General features: G+C 74.0%; 23 protein-coding genes and 1 pseudogene. 16 read left to right on the top strand and 8 right to left on the bottom strand.

Annotated features, from left to right (window positions below):
- The first annotated feature begins 105 nt into the window (after positions 1 to 105).
- Together ACH5A8_RS14615 and ACH5A8_RS14610 are read left to right on the top strand one after the other, a co-directional pair.
- The gene (locus ACH5A8_RS14615; RefSeq protein WP_399001702.1) at positions 106 to 1,608 is read left to right on the top strand and encodes an acyl-CoA synthetase; all 1,503 of its coding nucleotides are present in this window, start codon (positions 106 to 108) and stop codon (positions 1,606 to 1,608) included.
- A gap of 43 nt (positions 1,609 to 1,651) precedes the next feature.
- The gene (locus tag ACH5A8_RS14610) at positions 1,652 to 2,257 is read left to right on the top strand and encodes a GNAT family N-acetyltransferase (RefSeq protein WP_399001700.1); all 606 of its coding nucleotides are present in this window, start codon (positions 1,652 to 1,654) and stop codon (positions 2,255 to 2,257) included.
- On the opposite strand, the gene paaK is transcribed toward ACH5A8_RS14610, so the two are convergent.
- Positions 2,229 to 3,521: a phenylacetate--CoA ligase PaaK gene (paaK, locus tag ACH5A8_RS14605; RefSeq protein ID WP_399001698.1), complete on the bottom strand. Its 1,293-nt coding sequence runs from the start codon at positions 3,519 to 3,521 to the stop codon at positions 2,229 to 2,231. The two genes, ACH5A8_RS14610 and paaK, sit on opposite strands and share 29 nt — an antisense overlap.
- Before the next feature lie 307 nt (positions 3,522 to 3,828).
- On the opposite strand from paaK, the gene ACH5A8_RS14600 reads away from it, so the two are divergent.
- The 3 genes from ACH5A8_RS14600 (at position 3,829) to ACH5A8_RS14590 (ending at position 6,040) form a co-directional block, all read left to right on the top strand.
- A complete protein-coding gene (locus tag ACH5A8_RS14600; RefSeq protein ID WP_399001696.1) occupies positions 3,829 to 4,071 on the top strand; it encodes a DUF397 domain-containing protein in 243 nt (80 codons plus the stop codon).
- Between the two features lie 135 nt (positions 4,072 to 4,206).
- Positions 4,207 to 5,118 (top strand): universal stress protein, encoded by a 912-nt coding sequence (locus ACH5A8_RS14595; RefSeq protein ID WP_399001694.1) that lies wholly within the window; start codon positions 4,207 to 4,209, stop codon positions 5,116 to 5,118.
- A gap of 424 nt (positions 5,119 to 5,542) precedes the next feature.
- Positions 5,543 to 6,040 carry a hypothetical protein gene (locus tag ACH5A8_RS14590; RefSeq protein WP_399001692.1) on the top strand — a complete coding sequence of 166 codons (498 nt, stop codon included), beginning with the start codon at positions 5,543 to 5,545 and terminating at the stop codon, positions 6,038 to 6,040.
- 54 nt (positions 6,041 to 6,094) lie between these two features.
- Here the strand turns inward: ACH5A8_RS14590 and ACH5A8_RS14585 are convergent, their stop codons facing one another.
- Positions 6,095 to 8,107, bottom strand: coding sequence for an N-acetylmuramoyl-L-alanine amidase (locus tag ACH5A8_RS14585; protein ID WP_399001690.1), 2,013 nt, complete (start codon positions 8,105 to 8,107; stop codon positions 6,095 to 6,097).
- A 300-nt stretch (positions 8,108 to 8,407) separates the two neighbouring features.
- Positions 8,408 to 9,550, bottom strand: coding sequence for an aminoglycoside phosphotransferase family protein (locus ACH5A8_RS14580; RefSeq protein WP_399001688.1), 1,143 nt, complete (start codon positions 9,548 to 9,550; stop codon positions 8,408 to 8,410).
- On the opposite strand from ACH5A8_RS14580, the gene ACH5A8_RS14575 reads away from it, so the two are divergent.
- Positions 9,549 to 9,725 (top strand): hypothetical protein, encoded by a 177-nt coding sequence (locus ACH5A8_RS14575; protein WP_399001686.1) that lies wholly within the window; start codon positions 9,549 to 9,551, stop codon positions 9,723 to 9,725. The genes ACH5A8_RS14580 and ACH5A8_RS14575 overlap by 2 nt on opposite strands.
- 59 nt (positions 9,726 to 9,784) lie before the next feature.
- A complete protein-coding gene (locus tag ACH5A8_RS14570; RefSeq protein WP_399001684.1) occupies positions 9,785 to 11,278 on the top strand; it encodes a hypothetical protein in 1,494 nt (497 codons plus the stop codon).
- Between the two features lie 42 nt (positions 11,279 to 11,320).
- Here ACH5A8_RS14570 and ACH5A8_RS14565 read toward each other — a convergent pair whose 3' ends face one another.
- Entirely contained in the window at positions 11,321 to 12,793 is a 1,473-nt protein-coding gene (locus ACH5A8_RS14565; protein WP_399001682.1) for a SpoIIE family protein phosphatase, read from the bottom strand.
- Positions 12,794 to 13,208: 415 nt separating this feature from the next.
- Between ACH5A8_RS14565 and ACH5A8_RS14560 the strand changes: the two genes are divergently transcribed.
- Positions 13,209 to 13,622: an SsgA family sporulation/cell division regulator gene (locus tag ACH5A8_RS14560; protein ID WP_399001680.1), complete on the top strand. Its 414-nt coding sequence runs from the start codon at positions 13,209 to 13,211 to the stop codon at positions 13,620 to 13,622.
- 159 nt (positions 13,623 to 13,781) lie between these two features.
- Here ACH5A8_RS14560 and ACH5A8_RS14555 read toward each other — a convergent pair whose 3' ends face one another.
- Entirely contained in the window at positions 13,782 to 14,807 is a 1,026-nt protein-coding gene (locus ACH5A8_RS14555) for a Gfo/Idh/MocA family protein (protein ID WP_399001678.1), read from the bottom strand.
- A gap of 82 nt (positions 14,808 to 14,889) precedes the next feature.
- Complete coding sequence (locus ACH5A8_RS14550; RefSeq protein ID WP_399001676.1) at positions 14,890 to 15,990, bottom strand: chemotaxis protein; 1,101 nt, start codon at positions 15,988 to 15,990, stop codon at positions 14,890 to 14,892.
- Positions 15,991 to 16,419: 429 nt separating this feature from the next.
- Between ACH5A8_RS14550 and asnB the strand changes: the two genes are divergently transcribed.
- Positions 16,420 to 18,261 (top strand): asparagine synthase (glutamine-hydrolyzing), encoded by a 1,842-nt coding sequence (gene asnB / locus ACH5A8_RS14545; protein ID WP_399001673.1) that lies wholly within the window; start codon positions 16,420 to 16,422, stop codon positions 18,259 to 18,261.
- A 326-nt stretch (positions 18,262 to 18,587) separates the two neighbouring features.
- Here asnB and ACH5A8_RS14540 read toward each other — a convergent pair whose 3' ends face one another.
- The gene (locus tag ACH5A8_RS14540) at positions 18,588 to 20,225 is read right to left on the bottom strand and encodes an alpha/beta hydrolase (RefSeq protein ID WP_399001671.1); all 1,638 of its coding nucleotides are present in this window, start codon (positions 20,223 to 20,225) and stop codon (positions 18,588 to 18,590) included.
- 252 nt (positions 20,226 to 20,477) lie between these two features.
- Between ACH5A8_RS14540 and ACH5A8_RS14535 the strand changes: the two genes are divergently transcribed.
- Entirely contained in the window at positions 20,478 to 21,134 is a 657-nt protein-coding gene (locus tag ACH5A8_RS14535; protein WP_399001668.1) for a chaplin, read from the top strand.
- A 107-nt stretch (positions 21,135 to 21,241) separates the two neighbouring features.
- Complete coding sequence (locus ACH5A8_RS14530) at positions 21,242 to 22,021, top strand: GNAT family N-acetyltransferase (protein ID WP_399001666.1); 780 nt, start codon at positions 21,242 to 21,244, stop codon at positions 22,019 to 22,021.
- 123 nt (positions 22,022 to 22,144) lie between these two features.
- On the opposite strand, the gene ACH5A8_RS14525 is transcribed toward ACH5A8_RS14530, so the two are convergent.
- Positions 22,145 to 22,411: a GlsB/YeaQ/YmgE family stress response membrane protein gene (locus ACH5A8_RS14525; RefSeq protein ID WP_399002386.1), complete on the bottom strand. Its 267-nt coding sequence runs from the start codon at positions 22,409 to 22,411 to the stop codon at positions 22,145 to 22,147.
- Positions 22,412 to 22,631: 220 nt separating this feature from the next.
- Here ACH5A8_RS14525 and ACH5A8_RS14520 point away from each other — a divergent pair, with 220 nt between their 5' ends.
- The 5 genes and pseudogenes from ACH5A8_RS14520 to ACH5A8_RS14500 all read left to right on the top strand — a co-directional run.
- Positions 22,632 to 24,092, top strand: a complete 1,461-nt coding sequence (locus tag ACH5A8_RS14520) for a hydrolase (protein ID WP_399001664.1) — start codon at positions 22,632 to 22,634, stop codon at positions 24,090 to 24,092.
- Between the two features lie 145 nt (positions 24,093 to 24,237).
- Positions 24,238 to 24,696 (top strand): SRPBCC family protein, encoded by a 459-nt coding sequence (locus ACH5A8_RS14515; RefSeq protein ID WP_399001662.1) that lies wholly within the window; start codon positions 24,238 to 24,240, stop codon positions 24,694 to 24,696.
- A gap of 130 nt (positions 24,697 to 24,826) precedes the next feature.
- On the top strand, positions 24,827 to 24,994 hold the full coding sequence (locus tag ACH5A8_RS14510; protein WP_399001660.1) for a hypothetical protein: 168 nt from the start codon (positions 24,827 to 24,829) through the stop codon (positions 24,992 to 24,994).
- Positions 24,995 to 25,507: 513 nt separating this feature from the next.
- A complete protein-coding gene (locus tag ACH5A8_RS14505) occupies positions 25,508 to 25,591 on the top strand; it encodes a putative leader peptide (RefSeq protein ID WP_399002384.1) in 84 nt (27 codons plus the stop codon).
- 210 nt (positions 25,592 to 25,801) lie between these two features.
- Positions 25,802 to 25,936 (top strand): annotated as a pseudogene (locus ACH5A8_RS14500) (dimethyl sulfone monooxygenase SfnG); the annotation flags it as partial.
- Between the last annotated feature and the right edge of the window lie 68 nt (positions 25,937 to 26,004).

The raw sequence follows: 26,004 nt of genomic DNA, 5'->3' as shown, positions 1-26,004 counted from the left end.
CCTCGCCCGTGACCGCAGGCTCCCCCCGGCCGTCGGCGGCCCGCCGCGAGGAGCCGGGACACGAGTGCTTGACCTCGTCCCGCCGGGGGCCCAGGATCTCCTGCCATGACGCCTGGTCACGGCAGCACGGTCGACGGAATCCTGCGGCGCAGCGCCCGCCGCACCCCGGCGCGGGTCGCCGTCGAGTACGGCGCGCGCTCCTGGACGTACGCCGAACTCGACGACGCCGTCTCCCGCGCGGCGAACGTCCTGCTCGGCCGGGGTCTGGCCGCCGGCGACCGGGTCGGCGCCTACGCCCACAACTCCGACGCCTACCTGATCGCCTTCCTCGCCTGCGCCCGCGCCGGCCTGGTGCACGTGCCGGTCAACCAGAACCTCACCGGCGCGGACCTCGCCTACGTCGTCGCGCAGTCCGGCAGCGCCCTCGTCCTCGCCGACCCGGACCTCTCCGGGCGGCTGCCGGCGGGCACCGCGTCGCTCCCGCTGCGCGACACCGCCGACTCGCTGCTCGCCCGGCTGCCCGACACCCTGCCGTACGACGGGCCCGAGCCGCGCGCCGAGGATCTGGTGCAGCTGCTCTACACCTCGGGCACCACCGCCCTGCCCAAGGGCGCGATGATGACCCACCGCGCACTGATCCACGAGTACCTGAGCGCGATCACCGCCCTCGACCTGCGGGCGGGGGACCGGCCCGTGCACTCGCTCCCCCTCTACCACTCGGCCCAGATGCACGTGTTCCTGCTGCCGTACCTCGCCGTCGGCGCGACCAACATCGTGCTCGACGCCCCGGACGGCGACCGGATCCTCGACCTCGTCGAGGCGGGACGCGCGGACAGCCTGTTCGCCCCGCCCACGGTCTGGATCGCGCTGGCCGGCCGCCCCGACTTCGCCACCCGCGACCTCGGCGGGCTGCGCAAGGCGTACTACGGCGCCTCCGTCATGCCGGTGCCCGTCCTGGAACGGCTGCGCGCCCGCCTGCCGGGACTGGCCTTCTACAACTGCTTCGGGCAGAGCGAGATCGGCCCGCTGGCCATGGTCCTCGGCCCCGACGAGCACACCGGCCGGATGGACTCCTGCGGCCGCCCCGTGCTCTTCGTGGACGCGCGGGTGGTCGACGAGGACGGCAAGGACGTCCCCGACGGCACACCCGGCGAGATCGTCTACCGCTCCCCGCAGCTGTGCGAGGGCTACTGGGACAAGCCCGAGGAGACGGCCGCGGCCTTCCGCGACGGCTGGTTCCGCTCCGGCGACCTCGCCGTACGCGACGCGCACGGGTACCACACGATCGTCGACCGGGTGAAGGACGTCATCAACTCCGGCGGCGTGCTGGTCGCCTCCCGCCAGGTCGAGGACGCGCTGTACACGCACCCCCAGGTCGCCGAGGCGGCCGTGGTCGGCCTTCCCGACGAACGCTGGATCGAGGCCGTCACGGCGTTCGTCGTCCGGCGCGGCGAGGTCACCGAGGCGGAGTTGATCGCCCACGCCCGCGAGGCGCTCGCCTCCTTCAAGGCGCCCAAGCGGGTCTTCTTCGTGCGGGAGCTGCCGCGCAACGCCAGCGGCAAGATCCTCAAGCGGGAGCTGCGGGACCGGCCCCGCGGCCCCGAGTGACGCCCCCGGCGCGGCCGAACGCGCGTGCGGCAGGATGACGCGCATGCCGACGAACGAGATCGCCGACCGACTGACGGCCGGGGCCACCGCGACGGCCCCCGCGCTCCTGCTGCGCCGGTGGGGCCCCGCGGACGCCGCCGAACTGGCCCGGCTGCACCGGGACGAGGCCCTGCGCCGCCATCTGCTGCACACCGTCGCCGACGAGGCGGGCGCGGCCCGGTGGATCCAGGAGCAGGGGCGGCACTGGGAGGCGGGCGACCGGTTCGCGTTCGCCGTCGTCGAATGCCCGGACACCGCGGGGCGGGAGGGACAGGAGCGTCTGGCGGGACACGCGGTCGTCAAGGGCGTGACCCCCGGCGCGGCCACGGCCGAGGTCGGCTACTGGACGGCGGCGCACGCGCGCGGCCGGGGCGTGGCGCCCCGGGCCCTCGAGGCCCTGACCGACTGGGCCTTCACCGCGTTCGCCGGCCAGGGGCTCACCCGCCTGGAACTCCTGCACAGCATCGACAACACGGCGTCCTGCCGGGTCGCCCACAAGTGCGCCTACGACCTGACCGCGACCTTGCCGGCCGCGCCCCCGCGGCATCCTCTCGACGGCCACCTGCACCTGCGCACACGCGTCACGGGCGCAGGTCCACGATCCGCCTGATCTTGCCCACCGACCGCTCCAGGGACTCCGGGGCCACGATCTCCACCGCGACCGAGACCCCGACGCCGTCCTTCACCGCCGCCGCGATGGACCGGGCGGCGGCCTCCCGCACCTCGGCAGCCGCGTCGGGGCGGGCCTCGGCCCGGACGGTGAGGGCGTCGAGGCGGCCCTCGCGGGTCAGCCGCAGCTGGAAGTGCGGGGCGACGCCCGGGGTGCGCAGGACGATCTCCTCGATCTGGGTCGGGAAGACGTTCACCCCGCGCAGGATGACCATGTCGTCGCTGCGGCCGGTGATCTTCTCCATGCGCCGGAAGACCCGCGCCGTGCCCGGCAGCAGCCGGGTCAGGTCCCGGGTCCGGTAGCGGATCACCGGCATCGCCTCCTTGGTGAGCGAGGTGAACACCAGTTCCCCCTCCTCGCCCTCGGGCAGCACCTCGCCGGTGATCGGGTCGACGACCTCGGGGAAGAAGTGGTCCTCCCAGATGTGCAGGCCGTCCTTGGTCTCCACGCACTCCTGAGCGACACCCGGGCCGACCACCTCCGACAGCCCGTAGATGTCGACCGCGTCGATCCCGAACCGCTCCTCGATCTCCCGCCGCATCCCCTCGGTCCACGGCTCGGCCCCGAAGACGCCGACCTGGAGCGAGGTGGAGCGCGGATCGACGCCCTGCCGCTCGAACTCGTCGAGCAGGGTGAGCATGTACGACGGCGTCACCATGATGATCCTCGGCTTCAGATCCTGGATCAGCCGCACCTGGCGGGCGGTCATGCCGCCGGAGGCGGGGACGACCGTGCAACCGAGCCGCTCGGCGCCGTAGTGCGCGCCCAGCCCGCCCGTGAACAGCCCGTAGCCGTACGCCACGTGCACGACGTCGCCGGAGCGGGCGCCGGCCGCGCGCAGCGAGCGGGCCACCATGTCCGCCCACATCGCGAGGTCGCCCTCGGTGTAGCCGACGACCGTGGGGAGCCCGGTGGTGCCGCTGGAGGCGTGGATGCGGCGCACGCGCTCGCGGGGCACCGCGAACATCCCGTACGGGTAGTTCTCGCGCAGGTCCGCCTTGGTGGTGAACGGGAAACGGGCCAGGTCGGCGAGGGAGCGGCAGTCCTCGGGGCGGACACCCGCCTTGTCGAACGACTCCCGGTGGAACGGCACGTTCTCGTACGCGTGCCGCAGCGAGGCCCGCAGCCGCTCCAGCTGCAGCGCCCGCAGCCCTTCGGCGTCGAGCCGTTCCCCCGAGTCCAGCAGCTCCGTCGCATCCGCCATCGGGACTCTCCCTCACCCACCATGACAATACGGTCGACCGATCATTCGGTCGTTGTGTTGGGGACAGTAATCCAGGCCGTCGGGCGGCAGGCAAGAGGCCGGCGGAGAAAAGTCCTGGCGAGGGGCCCCGCCCCGCCCCTGTCCGAGGACCGTCAGGAGCCGTGCGGCCCACGGCGGGAGAGGCGGCGCCCCGACCGCGCCTTCCGAACGCCCTGGCTCCTCAAAGGTCCCCCTCACGTGGCCTGTCGGCGGCCCGGCGCGATCGCTAGGCTGGCCCGCGGACGACGGAATCGGGAGGAGCACGGACGTGGCCGAGAGCACTGTCCAGCAGCACCCGCTCGCGGGATGGGACAAGCCGGAGCTGGACCTCAGCAGCGCCGAGTGGCAGTCCAGCAGCCGTGGCCTGGGGGATGTCCAGATCGCCTTTGTCGAGGGATTCATCGCGATGCGCAACAGCGGCCGCCCGGAGAGTCCCTCCCTGATCTTCACCCCGGCGGAGTGGGGCGCGTTCGTGTCGGGGGCCCGGGAGGGGGAGTTCGACCTCACCTGAGGGGACGCCGATCCGGGGGTGTTCCCCGCGCTTTCGCGGACACGCGGCCAGGAAGGCCCCGCGGGGGCTCCGGCCTGAGCGAGGCTGAGGCCGGCCCCGGCTGGGGCGAGGTCGCCACCCGAAGGTGAGGAATCCATGAGCACCCCTCCGGTCGTCGCAGCCGTCGACGGCTCCGACGACAGTCTGCGCGCCCTGGAATGGGCTCTCGACGCCGCCGGGCGCCGGCAGGCGCCGCTGCACGCCGTCCATGTGCGCCAGTACGCCGCCTGGTTCCAGCCGGACGTCCTGGTCGCGGGGCCGCCGCAGGGCGACGAGGATCCGGTGCTCGACCAGGCGCGCGCCCACATGGCGGGGCACGGCCCGGGCACGGCGGGCGTGGAGGTGCGGTACGTCGGCCTCGACGGGCTGCCGGGCGCCCTGCTGCCCGAGCTGGGCGCCACCGCACAGTTGCTGGTGCTCGGTTCCCGGGGGCGCGGCGGCTTCGCGAGCCTGCTGCTCGGTTCCAACGGCCTCGCCGTCGCCCGCGACGCCGACTGCCCGGTCGTCGTGGTGCCCCGGCCCGGCCGTGCGGCGCAGGGCGAGGCGCAGGCCGGTCCGGGACCGCGCGTGGTCGTCGGCGTGAACGTCGACAGCCCCGACGAGGCCGTGCTCGCCTTCGCCTTCACCGAGGCAGCCCTGCGCGGGGCCCGGCTCCAGGTGCTCGCCGCCTATCCGTGGCCCGGGCAGCAGTGGCTGATGCCCGGCGAGATCGCTCCGCCGGTCATCGACCAGGACGCCGTGGAGAACGAGACCCGGACCCTGGTCGAAGGCTTCCTCGCCCCGCACCGCGCCCGGCACGCCGAGGTGCCGGCCGATCTGACCGTGGCGCCAGGCGACGCGGCCGGCCAACTGGTCGCGGCCTCCCAGGAGGCCGACCTCGTCGTGGTGGGACGCCACCGGCGGCGGCTGCTCGCGCCGGCCCGCATGCTCGGCTCCGTGACCCACGCGGTGCTGCTGCACGCGGTGAGCCCCATCGCGGTCGTGCCCCCCGCCCCGCCGGAGGAGTGAAGACGGCCTCCCGCCCGGCCCGCCCGCCGATCACGCCCGGGGGCCGGCGGACGGACCGGCCGGGCGCGGCACACGAGCACGGCCGCCGCACACAGTGGTCCGCTACTCACGGGCGTCCCCTCGCGAGTCGTCCCTCCGGATGAAGTCCCGGCGGGTCCGCCCGGCCGGGAGGGCGCCCGGCGGGAGGCGCCCGACGCCGGCGACCTCCGGACCCGAGCGCGCCCTTGGCGGGGAGACCGTGGAAGGACGACCCCCGGCTGGAGCAGCCCCGGCGGACCCGTGGTCCGGCGGGGAGGCACCCCGGCAGATCGTGGCCCCGGCAGGCGGCCGCCCCGGGGGAGCCCCGCCGAAGTCCCCGGCAGGGCCCCCCGGTCGGGGGTCGCCCGTACGTCGCGGGGCGGGCGTGGGCACGTACCATGGCGGCATGTCGTTCCTCCGTCGCCGCAGCGCCACCCCCGCCGGGCCCGACTTCGACGTCCTGGCCATGGACCCGGGTGACTGGCCCGGCAATCTCGGCGCCGGGCTGCTGCCCGCTCCCGACGGCAGCTGCCAGGGCGTCTTCCTGCGCTACGACCTGTTCGGCGGCCGGGGCACCGCGATGATCATCGGGAATCTCCCCGAGGGATCCCCGGCCCGCGACGTCTCCGAGGGCGAGGTCCCCTTCGAGGTGGCCCAACTGCTGCTGGCCCTGGAGAACGACGAGGAGGTCATCGTCGTGGGCACCGAGGACATGCCGGTGCTCCAGGGCGACAACCTCCTGATCGTGCGCCGCCTGAAGCTGTCGGAGAGCCGGATCTCCTGCGTCCAGTTCGACCGCAGCGACGGCGTCCTGGTCACCATCGCCGCCTGGGACCGCCCGATCACCGACGACCTCTACGCCCTCCTCAAGCCGCTGCCGGCCGAACTCTTCCAGCAGGGCTGACCGGGCGGACGTGACACGCGGGACCGGCCCCGCCCGGGCCGGTCCCGCGCACCGTCACAGCCCCGACGGCTGCAGCCGCACGTCCGCGGCCCGCACGAACTCCACCCGGTGGCCGAACTGGATCTCGTAATAGAGGTCCTTGCCGACCACCACCTTGTGCGAGTCCTCGGTGAAGGTCACCGAGTAGAAGTACTCGCCCGGCACCACGTCGCCGACCACGTACTTCTGGCCCGCGAGCAGCTTGTACGGCAGCGGGCTGACCGCCTGCGCCGGCACGTCCGCCGGGTAGGCCTCCTTCTCCGGGTACGCCCGTCCGTACACCGGCACACTGTCCACCCCGGCCTTCGGCGTCACCACCAGACCGGCCGCGTTCACGGCCGTGGCCTGCTTCGCCGGGTTCTGGAACCAGGCCTTCTGGCCCAGGTACCAGATCGCCGTCCAGTCGCCCTGCCGCCCGGCGACCGCGTACTGCTGCCCGGTCTCCACCCGCGAGGCCACGTCGTTCACGTCGGTCGTGGAGTCGCCGCCGTCCGGACGCAGGCCGATGTCCTTGATCAGCGGTGACGAGGTGTCGGGCTGCGAGTACAGCCGCACCTCGCTGGAACCGTGCGCGGCGCACGGCTGTCCGGGCGTGTCGCAACCGGTGTAGTCGGGCCGGTTGGCCGCGTAGTCCGGGCGGATGGTCACCAGGCCGCCGTTCTTGCCGGCGCTCGGCTCCAAGGGACGGCCCAGCAGCTCGAAGTAGTGCCGCCAGTCCCAGTAGGGGCCCGGGTCGGTGTGCATGCCGGGGATGGAGGAGGTGGTCGGGCCCGGCACCGTGTCGTGGCCCAGGATGTGCTGCCGGTCCAGCGGAATGCCGTACTTGCCGGCGAGGTACTTCACCAGCCGGGCCGAGGAGCGGTACATCGCCTCCGTGTACCAGGCGTCCGGCGCGGCGAGGAAGCCCTCGTGCTCCAGGCCGATCGAGGTGGCGTTGACGTACCAGTTCCCCGCGTGCCAGGCCACGTCCTCGGCCTTCACGTGCTGGGCGATGTGGCCGTCGGTGGAGCGCAGCGTGTAGTTCCACGACACATAGGTCGGGTCCTGCACCAGGTTGATCACACCGTCCCAGGTGCCCTCGGTGTCGTGGACGACGATGTACCGGATGCGCTCCGACTGAGGCCGCCGGCCCAGGTCGTGGTTGCCGTAGTCGTCGCCCCCGAACTCCTGGTAGGGCGCCGGGATCCACTCGCAGGACACCGTGGACGGGCACTCGGTGCCGGCCGCCGAGACCTGCCTGAGGCCGGTCCGCGCCAGCTGCGCGGTGTGCGCGGCGAGCCGCGGCCGGGCGGCCAGGACGACGCGCTGCCCGGTGTCCGTGGTGCGCCGCTCGCCGGAGCGGATCACGTCGTACACGTCGTTCGCGTAGGCCGCCGCCGTCGCGCTGTCGTCCGCGCCGGAGAAGCGGGCCACGGCCCCGTACCAGTCGGCCGGGTCCGCGCTCAGCGGTTCGCCGAGCTTCTTCTGGGCGTCGGCCAGCAGGGCCGCGCCGCCCTCGATGTTCGCCGACTCGTCGGTGCGCAGCCGCTCGGCGGCGATGCCGGTCAGCCCGGCCGCCGCGGTGAGGGTCTTCAGCCGGGCCGGCAGCTGGGAGGGGGTGGGCACTGTCGCAGTGGGGTGCAGGGCGGGGCGTGCGCTGTCGCCGCGCGCGTCCTCGGTGCTCCCGCCGTGGTGCGAGACGCGGGTGAGGGCGGTGCGCGCGTCGGTCAGGTGCATCGGGCCGTAGCCGCCGGTCACACTCGGGGCGCCGTCGTGCCCGTCCCACCGCGACTGGAGGTAGGAGACGCCCAGCAGCACACTGAGCGGCACGTGGTACTCGGCCGCGGCGGAGGCGAACGCCCGCTGCAGGCGCCCGGTGTCGTCCCCGGCGCCCGACGCGGTCGCGCCGGCGGACGGGGCCGCGCCGAGCAGCGGCAGCAGCAGCGCCGCGGAGGCGACGGCCGCGGCCGCCGTCCTGCGCGTGCGCCCGCGGACCAGCGCGGGTCTGCGGCCGGGGGCGGTACTGGGGTCGGTGGCGGATCCTCGCAATGCAGCCTCCTGGGGCGCTCGGGCGTGGCGGGGCGTGCGGGGCCGGCGTGGATCAGTGGTACCGGCTGGCCGACGATCCGTCAATCATGCGGGCGCGAAGGCGATTTCCCATGTCAAGCGGGGTTCCGGCGAGTTTCCGGGCGGCGGCCCGCAGGCCTGCGGAGCGTCAGTGGCGTACACCAATGGCCGCCACGGTGAGCGTCGCGGAAACAGGAGTCCGCGACACGGCCGCAGGCCGGACACGACGGAGGTCCGCGACGCGCCGCCGAGGGCGGGAAGCGCCGCGGACCTCCGTCCGCGTCAGCGGGTGCCGACCGCCGCGCGCACGGCCCGGCGGGCCAGCTGGCAGTCGTCGTGCAGGCGTCGCAGCAGCAGCCGCTGCTCCTCCCCGGACGGCACGGCGCCCGGGTGCGTGCCGCTCGCGGCGGCCGGGGCGGGATCGCTCATCGAGCGCTGCACGGCCGTCTCGTAGGTGCGGATCTCACGGGTGAGCACGAGCATCAGGTTCACCAGGAACGCGTCCCGGGCGGCCGGGCCGCCCGCCTGGGCGAGCTGGCTGATCTGCCGCCGCGCCACCGGCGCGTCCCCGAGCACCGACCACAGCGTCGCCAGGTCGTAGCCCGGCAGGTACCAGCCCGCGTGCTCCCAGTCCACCAGCACCGGACCGGCCGGTGAGAGCAGGATGTTCGCGAGCAACGCGTCGCCGTGGCAGAACTGGCCCATGCCCTGGCGGCCGGCGGCGTGCGCGATGCCGTGCAGCAGCTTCTGCAGATCGCCGAGATCCCGGTCGGTGAGCAGCCCCAACTCGTGATAGCGCGAGATGCGGGCGGCGTAGTCCAGCGGTGCGTCGAAGGTGCCCGCCGGGGGCCGCCAGGCGTTGAGCCGGCAGATGGCGGCGAGGGCCGCCCGGATGTCCGCCCGCGGCGGGGTCTCCACCGGGTGCCGCTGGAGAGCGGCCACCCGGCCCGGTGTGCGCTCGACGACCAGCGTGCAGTTGTCCGGGTCCGCCGCGATCAGCCGGGGCACGCGGACCGGAGGCCGGTGCCGGACGAACGAGCGGTATGCCGCTATCTCGTGCCGGTACCGCTCGGCCCAGGCGGGGGAGTGGTCCAGTAAACACTTGGCGACGGCCGTGCTGCGCCCGGTCGTTCCGACCAGGAGGACGGACCGCCCGCTGCGGCGCAGCACCTGCACCGGGGCGAACTCCGGGCAGATCCGCTGCACCGAGGCGAGCGCCGTGCGCAGCTGGGCGCCCTGCGGGCCGGACAGGTCCAGCCGGCCGCTGAGCGGCTGCGTGCCGGGCCCCGGGGCGCGCCGCGGCCGGCCCACACCGAGTGCGGGGGCCGCCGCCGGACGCGCGGGGTCGAGGTAGGGGACGCCGACGCCCGGGCGGGGGCGCAGCGGCCGGGGCGGGGCGGACACGGAGGACGATGCTGCGTACATGGGCGAGACAGATCCCTTCGTGTGCCTGCTGCTGACGCGCGCTGCCCGGCCCGGTCACCCGGGTGCACCCTGGGGAATGTCCCTCGGCGACCGGGTCGGGGTGGCGCGTTCCTACCTGACACCCGGCGCCCAGTGGCACACCATCTGGCGCACCCTGGCGAACCCTGGCGAATAGTCGCCCGGCAACTCCCACCGGGTCTACTGTCAACTCAGCCGAGTACCTGGGGGCTTGACGTGACAGGACAACCCAACACCCGTCTCGCGGACCTGTTCGGCCTGGCCGGCTGGTCCAAGGGAGAACTCGCGAGGCTGGTCAACCGGCAGGCGGCGGCCATGGGCCACCCCCAGCTGGCGACCGACACCTCCCGGGTACGGCGTTGGATCGACATGGGAGAGATCCCGCGCGATCCCGTGCCCCGGGTGCTGGCGGCCCTGTTCACCGAGCGTCTCGGCCGTGTCGTGACCATCGAGGACCTCGGTCTGGTACGGCACGGGCGTGCGGGGAAACGGCAGGGCGCCGGGGACGTGGAACATCCCGACGGTGTGCCGTGGGCGCCCGAGCAGACCGCCGCGGTCCTCACCGAATTCACGGGAATGGACCTCATGCTCAACCGACGCGGCTTGGTGGGCGCGGGTGCCGCGCTCACCGCGGGATCCGCACTCAGCGGCGCCATGCACGACTGGCTGCACACCGACCCGACCTTGAAGGCCGACGCCCCCGAACTCCACCGACCCCTGCACGCCGACCCCGCCGGGTTCGACCGCTACGACGCCGCCCCCGTCGGGGCGCAGGAGGTCGAGGAACTGGAACACTCCGTGGAGGTGTTCCGGGCGTGGGACGCGGCCCGCGGCGGCGGACTGCAACGCAAGGCGGTGGTCGGCCAGCTGAACGAGGTGGGCGGCATGCTCGCCTACCGTCACCCGCCCCACCTCCAGCGCCGCCTGTGGGGCGTCGCGGCCAACCTGGCCGTCCTGGCGGGCTGGATGTCCCACGACGTGGGCCTGGAGCCGACCGCCCAGAAGTACTTCGTCATCGCCGCGCACGCCGCGCGGGAGGGCGGTGACCGGCCGCGGGCCGGCGAGGCGCTGTCCCGCGCCGCACGCCAGATGGTGCACCTGGGCCGGCCCGACGACGCGCTGGACCTGATGAAACTCGCCCAGTCCGGTTCGGGCGACCGTCTGCAGCCGCGCACCAAGGCCATGTTCCACACCATCGAGGCCTGGGCGCAGGCGGCGATGGGCAAGGGACAGGCCATGCGGCGCACCCTCGGCCAGGCGGAGGACCTCTTCGTCTCCGCGCGGGGCGACGCGGAGCCGCTGGACTGGATGCAGACCTTCAAGGACGAGGACCTGTACGGGATGCAGGCGCTCGCGTACCGCACGCTCGCGGAGTCCGACCCGGCCGCGGCGGCGCACGCCCGGTACTACGCGGAGAAGGCCCTCGCGCTGCGGGTCGACGGCCGGGAGCGGTCGAAGATCTTCGACCATCTGTCCATGGCCTCGGCCTGCTTCATCGCGGACGATCCCGAACAGGCGGTCGGGTACGCGCGGCTGGCCCTGATGGCGATGGGGTCGAACTCCTCGCGGCGCACCTGGGACCGGCTGCGGGAGATGTACCGGCTCACCGCCCAGTACGCGAACTACCCGAAGATCCACGAGCTGCGGGAGGAGATCCGGCAGGTCCTGCCCAAGCCGAGGGGCAAGGGCCCCGGCAGCGCACCGGCGTAGCGGTGCCGCGCTCCGGCGGAGCGCCTCGCACCTGTGCGCCGGTTACGGCATCACCCTGGCGACGAGCACGCAGAAGCCGTCCGCGTACCCGTCCTCGCCGAACTCCTCCACGACGGCCCGCACACAGTCCTGCGCGCTGCGCGCCGTGCGGAACCGAGGGGCGAGCCGGAGCAGGCGGTCCACGGTGCCCGCCTCGTCGAGCCCGGGCGCGGGTCTCCCGGTGTGCAGCAGGAGGAGGTCACCGGCGTCGAGGGTCTCCTCGGCCTGCCCGGGGACGGCGTCCCGGGGGACGGTGGACGGGGCGCCGTCCGGTGTCCGCGAGGCGGCGCGGGGCGGGGGGCCTTCCGGCGCCTCGAGCACGCGCCCCGTCCCGTCGCGGAACAGCAGCGGGGCGGGGTGTGCCGTCCGTGCCCACAGGAGGGTGCGGGAGGCCGGCCGGTAGCGGCAGCAGACGGCGCCGACGAGGACCGGCCGGGCGGTGGCGGTGTCCAGCAGCCGGTCGAGCCGGGCCAGTTGCCGGGCCGGGCCGGTGCCCGCCATCGCCATGCCGCGCAGGGTGCCCAGCAGCATGGCCGTGTCGGCCCCGCCGGCCTGCTCGGGGCCGGTGAGGCCGCCTACGGTGAGCATGGTGTCGCCGTCGGCCAGTTCGAGCGCGTCGCACCAGCCCTCCGGCGACGGCCCGTCCGCGGCGGCCGGGCGGCCGGCCGCCAGGTCGAGTGCGGGGCGGCCCTGGCGCGGGAGCCGCGGGAAGGCCTGCCACAGGGGCGGGGCGGTTTCCCGCGGCTCGACCGCGAGCCGGTGCCCGGTGTGCGTCAGGTGCCGGTGGTGGCGCAGCGAGTCACGGGTCTCGCGCACCGCCGACTGGCTCCGGCGCAGTTCGCTGACGTCGCGCAGCACGGCCCACATGGAGGCGGTGGCGCCGTCGGCGTCGAGCACGGGCTCGCCCATCATGTGCACCGTGCGCACCGCGCCGTCCGGCCGTACGACGCGGAACTCCCCGTCGACGGGCCGGGCGTCGACCAGACAGTCGGTGACCAGCGCGGTCAGCCGGGGGCGGTCCTCGTCGAGCACCAGGGAGGGCAGTTCGTCGAGGGTGAGCGCGGGGCCGGCGGGGTCGAGGCCGAGGATCCGGTAGAGCTCGGCGGACCAGCCCGCCTCGTCCGTGAGCAGATTCCACTCCGCGCTGCCGACCCGGCTGAGAAGGGAACCCCGCGGGGCTCCGGCCGGTTCCCCGGATCCGGTGGGCGCCGCGTCGCCGGGGGCGGCGACGGGCAGCGGGGGCGGGCCGTCCCTCAGCTGAGCCAAGTGCTCGTCGAGGTCCTGGAGTTGGTGCAGCGCCAGGTCGCACAGGGCGCGCTCCCACCGGCCCTGCGGATCCGCGGTGTCCTCCGGAGCCTCGCGCCGCACGGCGTCCACCTCGCCCTGGAGCCGGCGCGCCTGGGAGATCAGGGCGTCGACCGCGCCGCGGTCCGGCGGCCGGGCGGGTGAGCGGCCCGCGGAGAGGGGGAACGGCATGACGCACTCCGATGCGAGGACGGTAGGGCCGGGGCGGCGGGAGGGCCGTTACGACTCTGGCACAGCGGGCGACGGCCCGTAAGGGATTCGGCGACACCCGATACGGTGGTGCTTCTGGCATATGCCAGCGTCTTCCGGGTGCGGCCCCACGACCCCTTCCGTGTACGCGGCCGGGCACCCGAATCGTATGCGGAGTACGTGAATTGACGTGTCGTACGTAAGCTCGGCGAGGCAATCAAGAGTGCGTTCGACGGTTATGTGTTCCCTCTCGACCGGCCACCGGCGCGCTCCCGAGAAAATGTGATGCAGGTCACATAATTGCCGTCGGTCGGGGCGTACCGGGAACGGCACCCTCGGGGTCCTAAAAAGACACGGCGAAACCGGCCGACCGTCGACCCGCAGGGGGGAACCGATCATGGACATCACCCTCGAACAGCCCGCCAGCGCCCGCCTGATCACCATGGACGAGCGGGAACTCGCCGTGCGCGCCACACTGCGCTACGCCGCCGCGGATCCGCTGGCCGTGCACGTGGACTTCCCGCCCGAGGCCTCCCTCGACGGCGAGGACGTCTCCTGGACGTTCGCCCGGTCCCTGCTGGAGGAAGGGCTCGGCCGGCCCGCCGGAACGGGGGACGTGCGGCTGTGGCCCTGCGGCGAGGCCCGTACGGTGCTCGAACTGCACTCGCCCTCCGGCATGGCACTGCTGCGCTTCGACACCCCGGTCCTGCGCCGCTTCCTGCTGCGGACCCACGCGGTGGTCGCGCCCGGCCGGGAGGACATCGGCGCGGCCGTCGAACGGGGGCTCGACGCCCTGTTCGGCACGGTGTGAGGGGCGCGGGGGAGGGACGTACCGGCGGCACCGGCGGTACGGGCGTCACCGGCCCGCCGGGCCCGCCGTCCCTCCACCGTCCCGAGCCGCCGGGCGCCTGCCTCGGCCGTCAGGACGCCGCCTCGGCGCGCCGGCCGCCCGTCTCGGCGGCCGCCGGTCTCAGCGGCCGGCCGGCGCGTACAGGTCCGGGCGGTCGGCGAGGCCGATGGTCACCCGGCCGCCGTCCCGCAGCGAGCGGACGCCCGCCTCGGCGACGGCCGAGGCGGCGTAGCCGTCCCAAGCGCCGGGGCCGGTTACCTGCCCGCGCCGGCTGGCGTCGACCCACGCCTGGACCTCGCGGTCGTAGGCGTCGGCGAAGCGCACGAGATAGTCCTGCGGCACCTCCTCGCGCGCGGCGCCCCGCGCGGTCACGACCATCCCGTGGTCGTCGCCGATCCGGGCGCTGCCCGCCTCGCCCACGGCCTCGCAGCGCACCTGGTAGCCGAAACCGCAGTTGACGAAGACCTCCACGTCCACCAGCGCGCCCCGTTCCGTCTCGAACAGGACGAACTGCGGGTCCACCAGCCCTTCGGGCGCGCCCGAGGAGGCGGCGGGGCGCAGCACGGTCACCGCCGTCAGCTCCTGCGCCAACAGCCAGCGGGCGGCGTCGATCTCGTGCGACACCGAGCTGTTGATCAGCATGGCGCTGGTGAAGTGCGGCGGGGAGGAGACGTTGCGGTGGACGCAGTGCAGCATCAGCGCACGCCCCAGCCCACCGCCGTCCAGCAGCGACTTCAGCCGCCGGTAGCCGGCGTCGTAGCGCCGCATGAAGCCGATCTGGGCCAGCCGTCGCCCGAGGCGCGCCTCGGCCTCCACGACCCGCAGCGCGCCGGCCGAGTCGGGCGCCATCGGCTTCTCGCACAGCACCGGCAGCCCGCGCTCGAAGGCCGCCAGCAGCGCCTCCTCGTGCGCGGGTCCGGGAGAGGCGACCAGCACCGCGTCGACGCCGGGGGCGTCCAGGGCGGCCGCCGCCTCGGCGTGCACGGACACCCCCTCGATCGCGCCCACGGCCTCGGCCGCCCGGTCGGTGTCCGGGTCGGCCACCGCCGCCACCCTGGCCCCGCTCACCACCTGGTCGAGGCGCCGTATGTGATCGGCTCCCATGTGCCCGGCACCCAGCACGGCCACGCCCAGCAGGTCACCCACGCGCGCACTCCCTCCTCGCCGATGATCACGCACGCGTAGCGTAGACGCCGAACGAGGGGCCCTGGGCGGGATCCGGGAGGTGTCAGTAGCGCAGCACCCCGGCGATGCCCTGCTCATGGCCGAGCATGCCGTCCGGGACGAAGCGGACCTCGGCCCCGGTCTCCAGGCATCGCTCGACGATCTCGTCCACGATGTCCTCGCGGGCGTCGAGGTCCCCGCCCTCGGCCGGGACCAGGTGGTCGCCGGCGTCGTCGCGCACCGTAACCCGGCAGTTCTCCTCGACGGCCAGCAGCCGTACCCGGCCCTCCCGGGCCGTGCGCCACAGCTCGTCGACTCCGGCCGCGAACTCCTTGCGTCCCCGGGCCGCCTCCAGCTCCCGGGCCACGGCCTCCGTCTCCCGGCGGGCCTGCTCCTCCTGCACCGGCCGGATCGCCCGCCACACGGCGTCGGGGGAGCCGTGCGCCAGACCGCCGTGCGGGACGTGCACCGCGTCGCGGGCGACGCCGCCCAGCTCGTCGAGGACGGCCAGCGCCCCCGGCTCGCCCGTGACGTACAGCGGGCGCGGGTGACGGCGCAGCACCGCGCTCATCGCCGTGTCGGCCTCGCGCAGGAACCGGTGGGTGCGTTCGTCGCGGAACGTGCTCGGCGCGTCCCCGATCTGCTCCTGCCGTTCGGCGTCGAAGTTCTCCGCGAGGTCCCGGGTGCGCGGGAAGCCGCCGACGCGGTCCTCGGTGACCCGGCCGCCGCCGCCGCTCCACAGGGTCACGCGGTCGGCGGCCAGCGACAGCACCCAGAAGGGGCGCTCGGCGGCGTGCGCGGAGACCAGGTTGCGGGTCAGGAAGGTGTCCGAGAGGACCACCCGCTCCGGCACGCTGCGGCCCAGCGACCACACCTGGTGCTCACCCGGGGCGGCGAAGATCAGCAGGCCGTCCTCGGCGTAGGTCAGGTCCACCTCGGCGAGGGCCTGTTCGAGTTGGCGCTCGACGTCGGCCCGCCGCTCCCGGGTGACCGCCGGGTCGCTCTCCAGCTGTTTCTTCGCCTCGGTCACGGCATTGCGCAGCCGCAGGCGGTCCTGGGCGTTGTCGGGTTCCCGGCGGTGCGTCGGCGTCAGCACGGACACCGCGGGGTAGCTGCGCGGACGCCGCAGCTCGGCAAGGGTCGCGGGACTCAGATCGTGCTCCATGACAGAACCATAGGGCGGATTCAGGTATCGGGCATTTGGAGTAATCGGGACGCCCGGTGCGGGGTAACTGGTTGCTGGGGCCACCCGGTTGTCACGGGGCCGGTTCCACCGGTTCCACCGGGTCCGCGCTGGTCCGCCGGAGCGCATGCGACGCGGGTGTCCGGCCCGCCCTGGTCCGCCGGATCGCATGCGACGCGGGTGTCCGGCCGGACGCGGCGCGGTGTTGGGAAAGACTTTGCCCGCGGCCGGATTCCGGCGTGCCGCCCCTGGCGCCGGGCGTCCGTGCGGGTGTCGCGGAAGCAAAGAGCGGCCGAAAGCGCGGGGTCGGCAAGGCCGTTCGGGTCACGGCCGCGTTGACCGGCCCGCCACCGGTGACACACGCTCGTCATGTAGGTGCAACATGCAACTGGTTCGCCAGGAGGTTATGACATGTGCGGCATCACCGGCTGGATCTCCTTCGACCGCGACCTGCGCGCCGAGGCCGCGACGCTGGACGCGATGACCGAGACGATGGCCTGCCGCGGCCCGGACGACCGCGGGACGTGGGCCGAGGGTCCCGCGGCCCTCGGCCACCGCAGGCTCGCCATCATCGACCTGCCCGGCGGGCGCCAGCCCATGACCGCCGCCACCCCGGACGGCACGGTCGCGCTCGTGTACTCCGGGGAGACCTACAACTTCACCGAACTGCGGACCGACCTCGCCGCCCGCGGCCACCGCTTCACCACCGACTCCGACACCGAGGTCGTCCTGCGCGGCTACCTCGAGTGGGGCGACGCCGTCGCCGAGCGGCTCAACGGCATGTACGCCTTCGCCGTCTGGGACGGCCGCCACGGCAGGCTCGTCATGATCCGCGACCGCATGGGCATCAAGCCCTTCTACTACCACCCGACCCCCGACGGCGTCCTGTTCGGCTCCGAGCCCAAGGCGATCCTCGCCAACCCGCTGGCCCGCCGCCGGGTGACGCTCGACGGCCTGCGCGAGCTCTTCACCTTCGTCAAGACCCCCGGGCACGCCGTGTGGGACGGCATGCGCGAGGTCGAGCCCGGCACGGTCGTCACCGTCGACCGCACCGGCCACCGCACCCGCGCCTACTGGCGGCTGGAGACCCGCCCGCACTCCGACGACCGCGACGCCACCGTCGCCACCGTCCGCACCCTCCTGGACGACATCGTGCGCCGCCAGCTCGTCGCCGACGTGCCCCGCTGCACCCTGCTCTCCGGCGGGCTGGACTCCTCCGCCATGACCGCGCTGGCCGCCCGGCAACTCGCCGAGCGCGGCGAGAAGGTGCGCAGCTTCGCCGTCGACTTCGTCGGCCAGACCGACCGCTTCGTCGCCGACGAGCTGCGGGCCACCCCCGACACCCCGTTCGTGCACGACGTGGCAGAGGCCTCCGACACCGACCACCAGGACATCGTCCTGGACTCGCAGACCCTCGCCGACCCGGAGGTCCGGGCGCGGGTCCTGCGCGCCCGCGACCTGCCCATGGGCTTCGGCGACATGGACGCGTCGCTGTACCTGCTGTTCCGCAGTATCCGCGACCACTCCACCGTGGCCCTCTCCGGCGAGTCCGCCGACGAGGTGTTCGGCGGCTACCAGCAGTTCTTCGACGAGGAGGCGCGCCGCGCCGACACCTTCCCCTGGCTGGTCCGCTACCAGCGCGACTTCGGCGACGACGGCGACGTCATGCGGCCGGACCTCGCACAGGCCCTCGACCTGCCGGCGTACGTCGCCGAGAGCTACCGCACCGCCGTCGCCGGCGTCGACCGCCTCGACGGCGAGAGCGACTTCGAGTACCGGATGCGGCGGATCTGCCACCTGCACCTGACCCGCTTCGTCCGCGTCCTGCTGGACCGCAAGGACCGCATGAGCATGGCGGTGGGCCTGGAGGTCCGCGTCCCCTTCTGCGACCACCGGCTCGTGGAGTACGTCTACAACGCGCCGTGGTCCCTGAAGTCGTTCGACGGCCGGGAGAAGAGCCTGCTCAGGGAGGCGACCGCCGACCTGCTGCCCAAGTCCGTGTACGACAGGGTCAAGAGCCCCTACCCGTCCACCCAGGACCCCGAGTACGCGCGCGCCCTGCAGGCCCACGTCAGGGACCTGCTCGCCCGCCCCGGGCACCCGGTGTTCGAGCTGGTCGACCGGGAGCGGGTGCGCGAGGCCGCCCACCGGGACGTGCCGGCCGGCACCCAGGCGGCCCGGCGCGGCCTGGAGAAGACCCTCGACCTGGCCCTGTGGCTGGACCTGTACAGCCCGGAGATCGTCACCGGCTGAGCTCGGCGGCACGGGGCCGCCGGCCGAGGGCGGTCTCCCCGGCCGGCGCCCCGGCACGGCACGGTCACCCGCCGAGCACCGTGCCGTGGGCGAGCACGACGCCGTACCCCTGGCCGAGGCGGAGGCCGACGTGGCCGGTGAGGCCGATGGGGCGATCGGATCGGTCGCGGTCGCGGTCGCGGTCACGGCACCCGCGCCCGTCCGGGGCCGGAGCCCGCCGACGCCCGGTTTCCCGCAGACCGGGGCCACCGGCGCTCCGGCCCAGGCGGCGGCCCCGTCGCCCGGCCCTGGAGCCGCGTCGACGGCCCGTGCCCGCCGCCGCCCCCTCACCCTCCGATGTCCGGCGGCGTGTCCGCGGCGCAGGAGCTGCCGTCGGGCGGCAGGGAACCGTAGAGCAGGAAGTCGTCCACCTTGCGGTGCACGCACGAGGAGGAGCCGTACCCGGTGTGGCCGTCGCCCCGGTTGTCGAGCACCACGGCCGGCGAGCCCAGCCGGCGGGCGGTCTCCACGGTCCACCGGTACGGCGTCGCCGGGTCGCCGCGCGTGCCCACGAGCAGCATCTTCGCCGTGTGCAGGTTCTTCACCTCGTCGCGGATGAAGTCGGTGCCGGCGGGCCGGCCGTAGCACATCAGCAGCTCGTTGAGCCGGTACCGGCCGAAGACGGGGGAGGCCTCCTCGTACTCGGCGCCCAGCCGGCCGAGGTCCGCGGTGATCCGCGCGGCGCCGGGCCGGTCCGGGTCGTCCGCGCAGTCGATCGCCATCATCGCCGCGACCATGTTGTCCGGCGGCACCTGCCCGGTGTCCACCAGCCCGCCGCCCGGCCGGGCCGCGAGGCGCTGCCGCACCGCGGGGGCCGGGCCGCCGGTCCCGGTCGGGGAGAAGGCCTGGATGCCCCGGGTGTCCCCGTCCTCCACCAGTGAGGCGATCGCCCGCTCCAGGGACGGCCACAGCGACTTGCTGTAGAGCGCCTGGCCGATCGCGCCCACCAGGTCCTGGCCGGACAGCTTGCCGCCGGAACCCGTGGGCACCGGGTTCTCGTCGAGCGACCGGACGAGCTGCGTCACCTGGTCGCCGGCCCGGCGCCGGTCCTGGCCGAAGGGGCAGGCGATGTCCTGCACGCACCAGTCGAGGAAGTCGTCCAGCGCCGTCTGCTGGCCCTCCACCGCCACCCGGCCCTGCTCCGCCAAAGGCTCGGTCAGTGTGTCCACCCCGTCGAGGGCCACCCGCCCCACCTTGTCCGGGAACTCGGCGGCGTACACCGCGCCCAGCCGGGTGCCGTAGGAGAAGCCCAGGTAGTTGAGCTTCTTGTCACCCAGCGCCTGGCGCATCACGTCCAGGTCGCGGGCCGCGTCGACGGTGCCTATGTGGGGCAGCACCGGGCCCGAGTGCCGGGCGCAGTCGGCCGCCACCTTCTTCCACTCGTCCAGGGCCCGGCGCGCGGCCCGCGCGTCGCGCAGGTCGCCCGTGGCCGTGCCGCCGGTGTCCGAGGAGGACCCGCCCGGCTCCGCGCCGCAGCTGACGGGGGAGGACCTGCCGACGCCCCGCGGGTCGAAGGAGACCACGTCGTAGCCGTTGGTCAGGTCCATGAACTGCTTGCCGTCGGAGGCGAGTTCGGAGACGCCCGAGCCGCCGGGACCGCCGAAGTTCAGCACCACCGAACCCCGCTTGGACGGTCCCGTCGCACGGTAGCGGGCCAGGGCCAGGTCAAGGGTGCCCGCGCCCGGGCGGGCGTAGTCGACGGGGACGGTGACCTTCGCGCACTGCAGGTCCTTCGGCGCGCCCGCCTCGCACGCCGACCACGTCACCTTCTGGCGGTAGAAGCGCTCCAGGCCGGGCTGCCCGCCGTTCGCGGCGGCCGCCCAGGGCGCCGGGCCGAGCAGGACCGGGCCCAGCAGAGTCAGTGCGACGGCTCCCGCGCCCGCGCGACGCCGGGCCGCGAACCGCGTCGACAGCTTCACCGGCATCGTCGCCTCCAGGGACGCGTCACCGCGGACCGGGACAACGCCCTCGAACACCATAAGCGGCCCCCGCGAAGGCCGCCTCCCGGCGGTGCGGCGCCCCGCCCCGTCGGCCGTCCGTACGAGGCTGGGCGCGGCATTCGAAAACGGGGCCGCCCGAAGGGGTGAAAGGCCGGTCGGCCATAACCCCGATCGTTCGCCGGCGTTCTACCCGGTGCGGGCGAGCGCCCGCGACCATGTCTGGAAGGCACAGAACCTATGAAACGGGTTACCCGAAACGGTGTGATCGCCGTCGCCGCCGCCTCAGGCGCGATGGTGATGGCGGTGCCGGCGTCCGCCGCGTTCGCCTCCGACGGCGCCGCGGCGGACGGCGCCGCCGTCGGCTCGCCGGGATTGCTCTCGGGCAACACCCTTCAGCTCCCGGTGCACATCCCGGTGAACGTGTGCGGCAACACGGTGAACGTGGTGGGTCTGCTGAACCCCGCCGCGGGCAACCACTGCGCCAACGCGTCCGCCGGGGAGGATCGGGCGCCCTCGGCCGGGGGAGCGGCCGCACAGGCGAGCGGAAAGGATTCGCCGGGGGTGCTCTCCGGCAATGTCGTCCAGCTCCCGGTGCACGTCCCGGTGAACGTCACCGGCAACAGCGTGAACGTGGTGGGGGTCGGCAACCCGGCCACCGGCAACACGTCCACGAACGGCTCCGTGGACCGGCCCGCGCCCACCGCGCCGCCGGAGCGGACCGCGCCGAAGCCTGCGCCCGAGCCGCTGCCGCACCCCGTGGCCGCGCCGCGCACCGAGCCCTCGCTCGCCCACACCGGTGCGGACGCCACCCTGCCCGCCGCCGCGGCGAGCGCGGCGCTCCTGCTCGGCGGAGCCGTCCTGTACCGGCGCTTCAGGCCCGGCGCCGTCCGCTGAAGCGGACCCGGGCCCCGCTGACGGGCCCCACCGCGTCCAGGACGTGACGGTGGGGCCCGTCCCGTGATCCCGTTGCCGCGGGCGGGACGGTCTGCTGGGGTGGGCCCATGGATCACGCCGCCGTACTCGCCCGCTACGACCAGACGCTGCGCGAAGGCGCCCGGCCCGACGACCCCGGGGCGCGTATCGAGCGCGTCGGTGACGTGGTGCGCCAGGTCGGCGACAGCGACCAGGACTGGAACGGCGTGCTGTGGTCGGCGCTGGACGCCGAGCGGGCCGACGCGGCGATCGCCGAGCAGATCGCCCGCTTCGGCGGGCTGGGCCAAGCCTTCGAGTGGAAGCTGTACGGGCACGACCGGCCCGCCGACCTGGGCCGGCGGCTCCGGGCGGCCGGTTTCGCCCCCGGGCCGGCGGAGACGCTGATGGTCGCCGAGATCGCGGACCTGGACCTCGACGCCGCATTGCCCGAGGGGGTCCGGCTGAGCACCGTCACCGACGCCGCCGGCGTCGACCTGCTGGTCGCCGCGCACGAGCGGGCTTTCGGCACGGACGGCTCCCGGCTGCGCCACCGCGTCCTGGCCCGGCTCGCCGCCGATCCGGACACGTTCGTCGCCGTGGTCGCCCTCGCCGGTGACGAGCCGGTGAGCGGGGGCCGCATGGAGTTGACGGCCGGTACGGGGTTCGCGGGCCTGTGGGGCGGCGGGACCGTCGAGGGCTGGCGGGGCCGCGGCGTCTACCGCGCCCTGGTCGCCCACCGCGCCCGTGTCGCCGCCGACCGCGGCTACCGCCACCTCCACGTCGACGCCTCCGACCAGAGCCGTCCCGTCCTCGAGCGCCTCGGGTTCGCCGCGCTCACGACGACGACGCCCTACGTCCGCCGGCCGTGACGGCCGGCGGACGTAGGGCGTCGTCCGCTTCGGCGCGGGGGCGGGCCGAGCCGTACGTGAACGGCCGGCCCGCCCCCGCGCGCGTCGCCGCCGTCCCGCGGCGCGCCCCTCGGCGGCCCGAGTTCAGCGGCGTGCCGTCTTCGCCCGGTCCAGCGCGGCCACGCCCACCGCGGCCAGGGCGATCTGGATGAGCCACTCGATCCAGTCGACGCCCTTGGTGTCGTCCACCCCGAGCGCGCTCGCGATGGCCGCACCGATCAGCGCCGCCACGATGCCGATCAGGATCGTCCAGAGGACGCCGATGTGCTGTCGGCCCGGGACGACGAGCCGTCCCAGGACACCGATGATGATGCCGATGACGATGGCACTGATGATGCCGCTGATCTCCATCTTCGCCCCTCTTCGTCGTACGCCCTTGCGGTGTTCGCATGCCCGCTGGGACCTCGGCCACTCCGTTCGTGTCATTGCCGGGACTTTCTGTTCACCGTTCAGCTATGCCATGTACCTTTCAATCAGTCGACGCGTGTAGAACACTTCGACCCGCTCGACTGCTCTACGCGCGCAGAGCAGCACCCGCACCGCCCCCTCACCCCACTCGGAGGTCCGCCGGATGCTCGGATACAGAAGGTCCCCCCGCAGGCTCCCCACCGCTCTGACCGCGCTCGGGCTGCTCGCCGCCTCGGCCGCCCTGCAGTTCTCCGCCGGTCCCGCGCCGGCCCACGCGGCCACCGCCGCCACGACCCATCGCGTCCTGTTCGACAACGCCCACGCCGAGACGGCCGGCAACGCCGACTGGATCATCTCCACCAGCCAGCCCGACCCGCTCGGCCAGAACTCCTCCCCGTCCGCCGAGAAGGACTGGACCGGCGCCCTCTCCTCCTGGGGTGTCGCCCTGCAGAAGACCGGCGGCTACAGCCTCAAGACGCTGCCGTCCGGTTCGAGCCTCGCCTACGGCGGTTCGTCCGCCACCGACCTGTCGAACTTCGACACGCTGGTCCTGCCCGAGCCGAACACGGTGTTCACGGCGGCCGAGAAGACCGCCATCATGAACTTCGTCAAGAACGGCGGCGGACTGTTCATGATCTCCGACCACACCGGGTCCGACCGCAACAACGACGGCAAGGACTCGGTGCAGATCCTGAACGACCTGATGAGCAACAACAGCGTCGACTCCACCGACCCGTTCGGCTTCTCCATCGACTCGCTGAACATCGACTCCGGCTACCCGGCGGCGATCGGCGACAGCGGCGACCCCGTGCTGCACGGCTCCTTCGGCACGGTCACCAAGAGCCTGTTCGCCAACGGCACCACGGCCACGCTCAAGCCGTCCGACAACTCCGCCGTGAAGGGCCTGGTCTACCGCGGCGGATACTCCGGCAACACCGGGGCGTTCTTCGTCACCAGCGCCTTCGGCAAGGGCCGCGTCGCCTTCTGGGGCGACAGCTCGCCCATCGACGACGGCACCGGCCAGTCCGGCAACACGCTCTACGACGGCTGGAACGACTCCGGCGCCACCAACGCCGCCCTCGCCCTCAACGCCACCGCCTGGCTGGCCGGTTCGGGCGCCGACAGCGGCGGCGGCGACCCCGGCACCGGCTCCTGCACCGCTGCCCAGCTGCTCGGCGACAACGGCTTCGAGTCCGGCGACTCGACCTGGAGCGCCACCAGCGGCGTCATCACCGACTCCACCGGGGAGAAGGCGCGTTCGGGCTCGCACTACGCCTGGCTCGACGGCAACGGCGTCGCCACCACCGACACCCTCTCCCAGTCGGTGACCGTCCCCGCCGGCTGCGGGGCGACGCTGAGCTTCTACCTGCACGTCGACACCGCGGAGACCACGACCGCCACCGCCTACGACACCCTCAAGACGCAGGTCCTGAACAGCTCCGGCACCGTGCTGAGCACTCTGGCCACCTACTCCAACCTCGACGCCGCGTCCGGGTACACCCGGCGCAGCTTCGACCTCGGCGCCTACGCCGGGCAGAAGATCACCGTGAGGTTCACCGGCACCGAGGGCTCCAAGCTGCAGACGTCGTTCGTCCTCGACGACACGGCGCTCGACGTCGGCTGACGGCAGGCAGGCAGGCAGGCGGGTTCGCGGTTCGACCGGCGGGCCCGCCCGGCCGGGTCGACACGCGGACGAGGTCCGCGTGCCGGGACGGCGGGCAGGGCCGGGAGAGACTGCACTGCCCCGCCCCGTCGCCGCCGAGGACGCCATGACCGACCGGCTGAGCCATGTCTACGTGATCTACATCGAGAGCACGCCCGAGACGGTCTGGGACGCCCTGACGGACGCCGACCTGACCGCCGCCTACTGGGGGCACAGCAACGTCTCGGACTGGGAGCCGGGCTCCCGCTGGGAACACCTGCGCACGGACGGCTCCCGGATCGCGGACGTCGTCGGGACCGTCGTCGCCGCCGAGCGCCCCACCCGGCTGGTCACCACCTGGTCGGCGCCCGGCGGGGAGGAGCGGCGACGCCCCTCCCGGGTGACCTTCGCCATCCGGCCGCACGGCGACGTCGTCCGGCTCACCGTCACCCATGAGGACCTCGCGGACGAGGCGGAACTGGCGCAGGCGTCGCACGGCTGGCCCGCGGTGCTCTCCAACCTCAAGTCCCTCATCGAGACCGGCAGTCCGCTGCCGCTGGACCCCTGGCTGATCCCGCCGGACTGACCGAGCGCAGACGGTCGCCGGACGGCTTCGGACGGGCGCGTACATGCTCCCGCCGTCAGCGGGCAGGCGGATCGTACGAGGTCTGCCCCTTTCGGGCAGTGGGTGACGAGACGCGGAGGTGTCGGCCGGTATGGGTGCGAAGGTGCTGGAACGGTTTCCCGCGGGGTCGCCGCGCGGATCGTGGCCCGCGGAGGAGTACGCGGCACGACGCAGGGCGGAGGGGCAGCCCGCGACCGTGGTGATGGATCTGGAGGACGACGCCTTCCTCGTCGTGGTGCCCTCTTCCGACACCGACTGACGACACACCCGGCCGAGGACGCCGACTGGCGACACCCGGCCGAGGACGCCGACCGACGACGTCGACCGACGGCACCGGCCGAGCGGCCGGGGGGTCCGGCGCGGGAGGCCGGCGTCCTCGGCCGGTTCCCGTGCCGTGCGCACGAAGACCTCGTGCAGGTCTCGTGCCGCCCGCGGCACGGGCTCCGCCCGGCGCCTCTGGAGCATGAGCGGCACCCGTGTGCCGTCCCCGGCGACCGGCCGGCGGATGATCAGGTCCTGCCGCTCCAGCCGATCCCGGAGGACGCTGCACTTGGGCAGGACGGTCGCCCCGAGGCCCTCGGCGGCCGGCGGCTCGCCCGTCTCCGCGCGATGTATTCGAGCTGTTCTGTTCGCACCGCGGCACAGTGCGCGCTTTTCCGCGGCCCGCTCAAGGGTTTTGCTGTCACACCTTCATGAATTCCAATGGTCCGCGATACGAGACCGGTCGGGTTTTCCTTGACCGGCCTCACCGGCGGCTGCCACGATCGACGGCATGAAGATGCGACTGGTCCTCACGCGGCGACGCCACGTCGACCTCGCGCGTGTCTCCAGCGCCTCCTGTCGCATCGCGGCCTGATCCGCCGCCGGTTCTCCCGCCCGCGTACGCGGCTTTTCCCGAACGGCCGCCGCGCCGCGCGTTCACCGCGCCGCCCGAATTCCACCCGCCCCGCGCGCCTTTCCGTCGTGCCGGGGTGAATTCGGCGCGCGCGTGAAAGACATCGCTGTCCAGAAGGCCCCCGAATATCCCGCGCTTTCACGCGAGCAGGAGTTCCGCATGCCCGCCCCCGCCGAACTGGGCGCCACCGCCGGCCACCTGTCCGGCGGCCGGTTCGCCGTGCACATCGTCTCCGGACGGTTAAAGCAGCAGCTCACCGCGCTCGGCGGGCCCTGGCTCGAACACGACGAGCGGCACCGTCGCGCGAGGCCCGGCTGCCCGCCCCCGGCCCCGCCGACGCCCTGGTGCCTGCCTGACGTGCCACACCCCGCCCA

The organism is Streptomyces sp. NPDC018610 (genome assembly GCF_044391765.1).
Classification (GTDB): Bacteria; Actinomycetota; Actinomycetes; order Streptomycetales; family Streptomycetaceae; genus Streptomyces.
The sequence above is the reverse complement of the archived record's forward strand: the minus strand, read 5'-3'. Positions and strand labels throughout refer to the sequence as shown.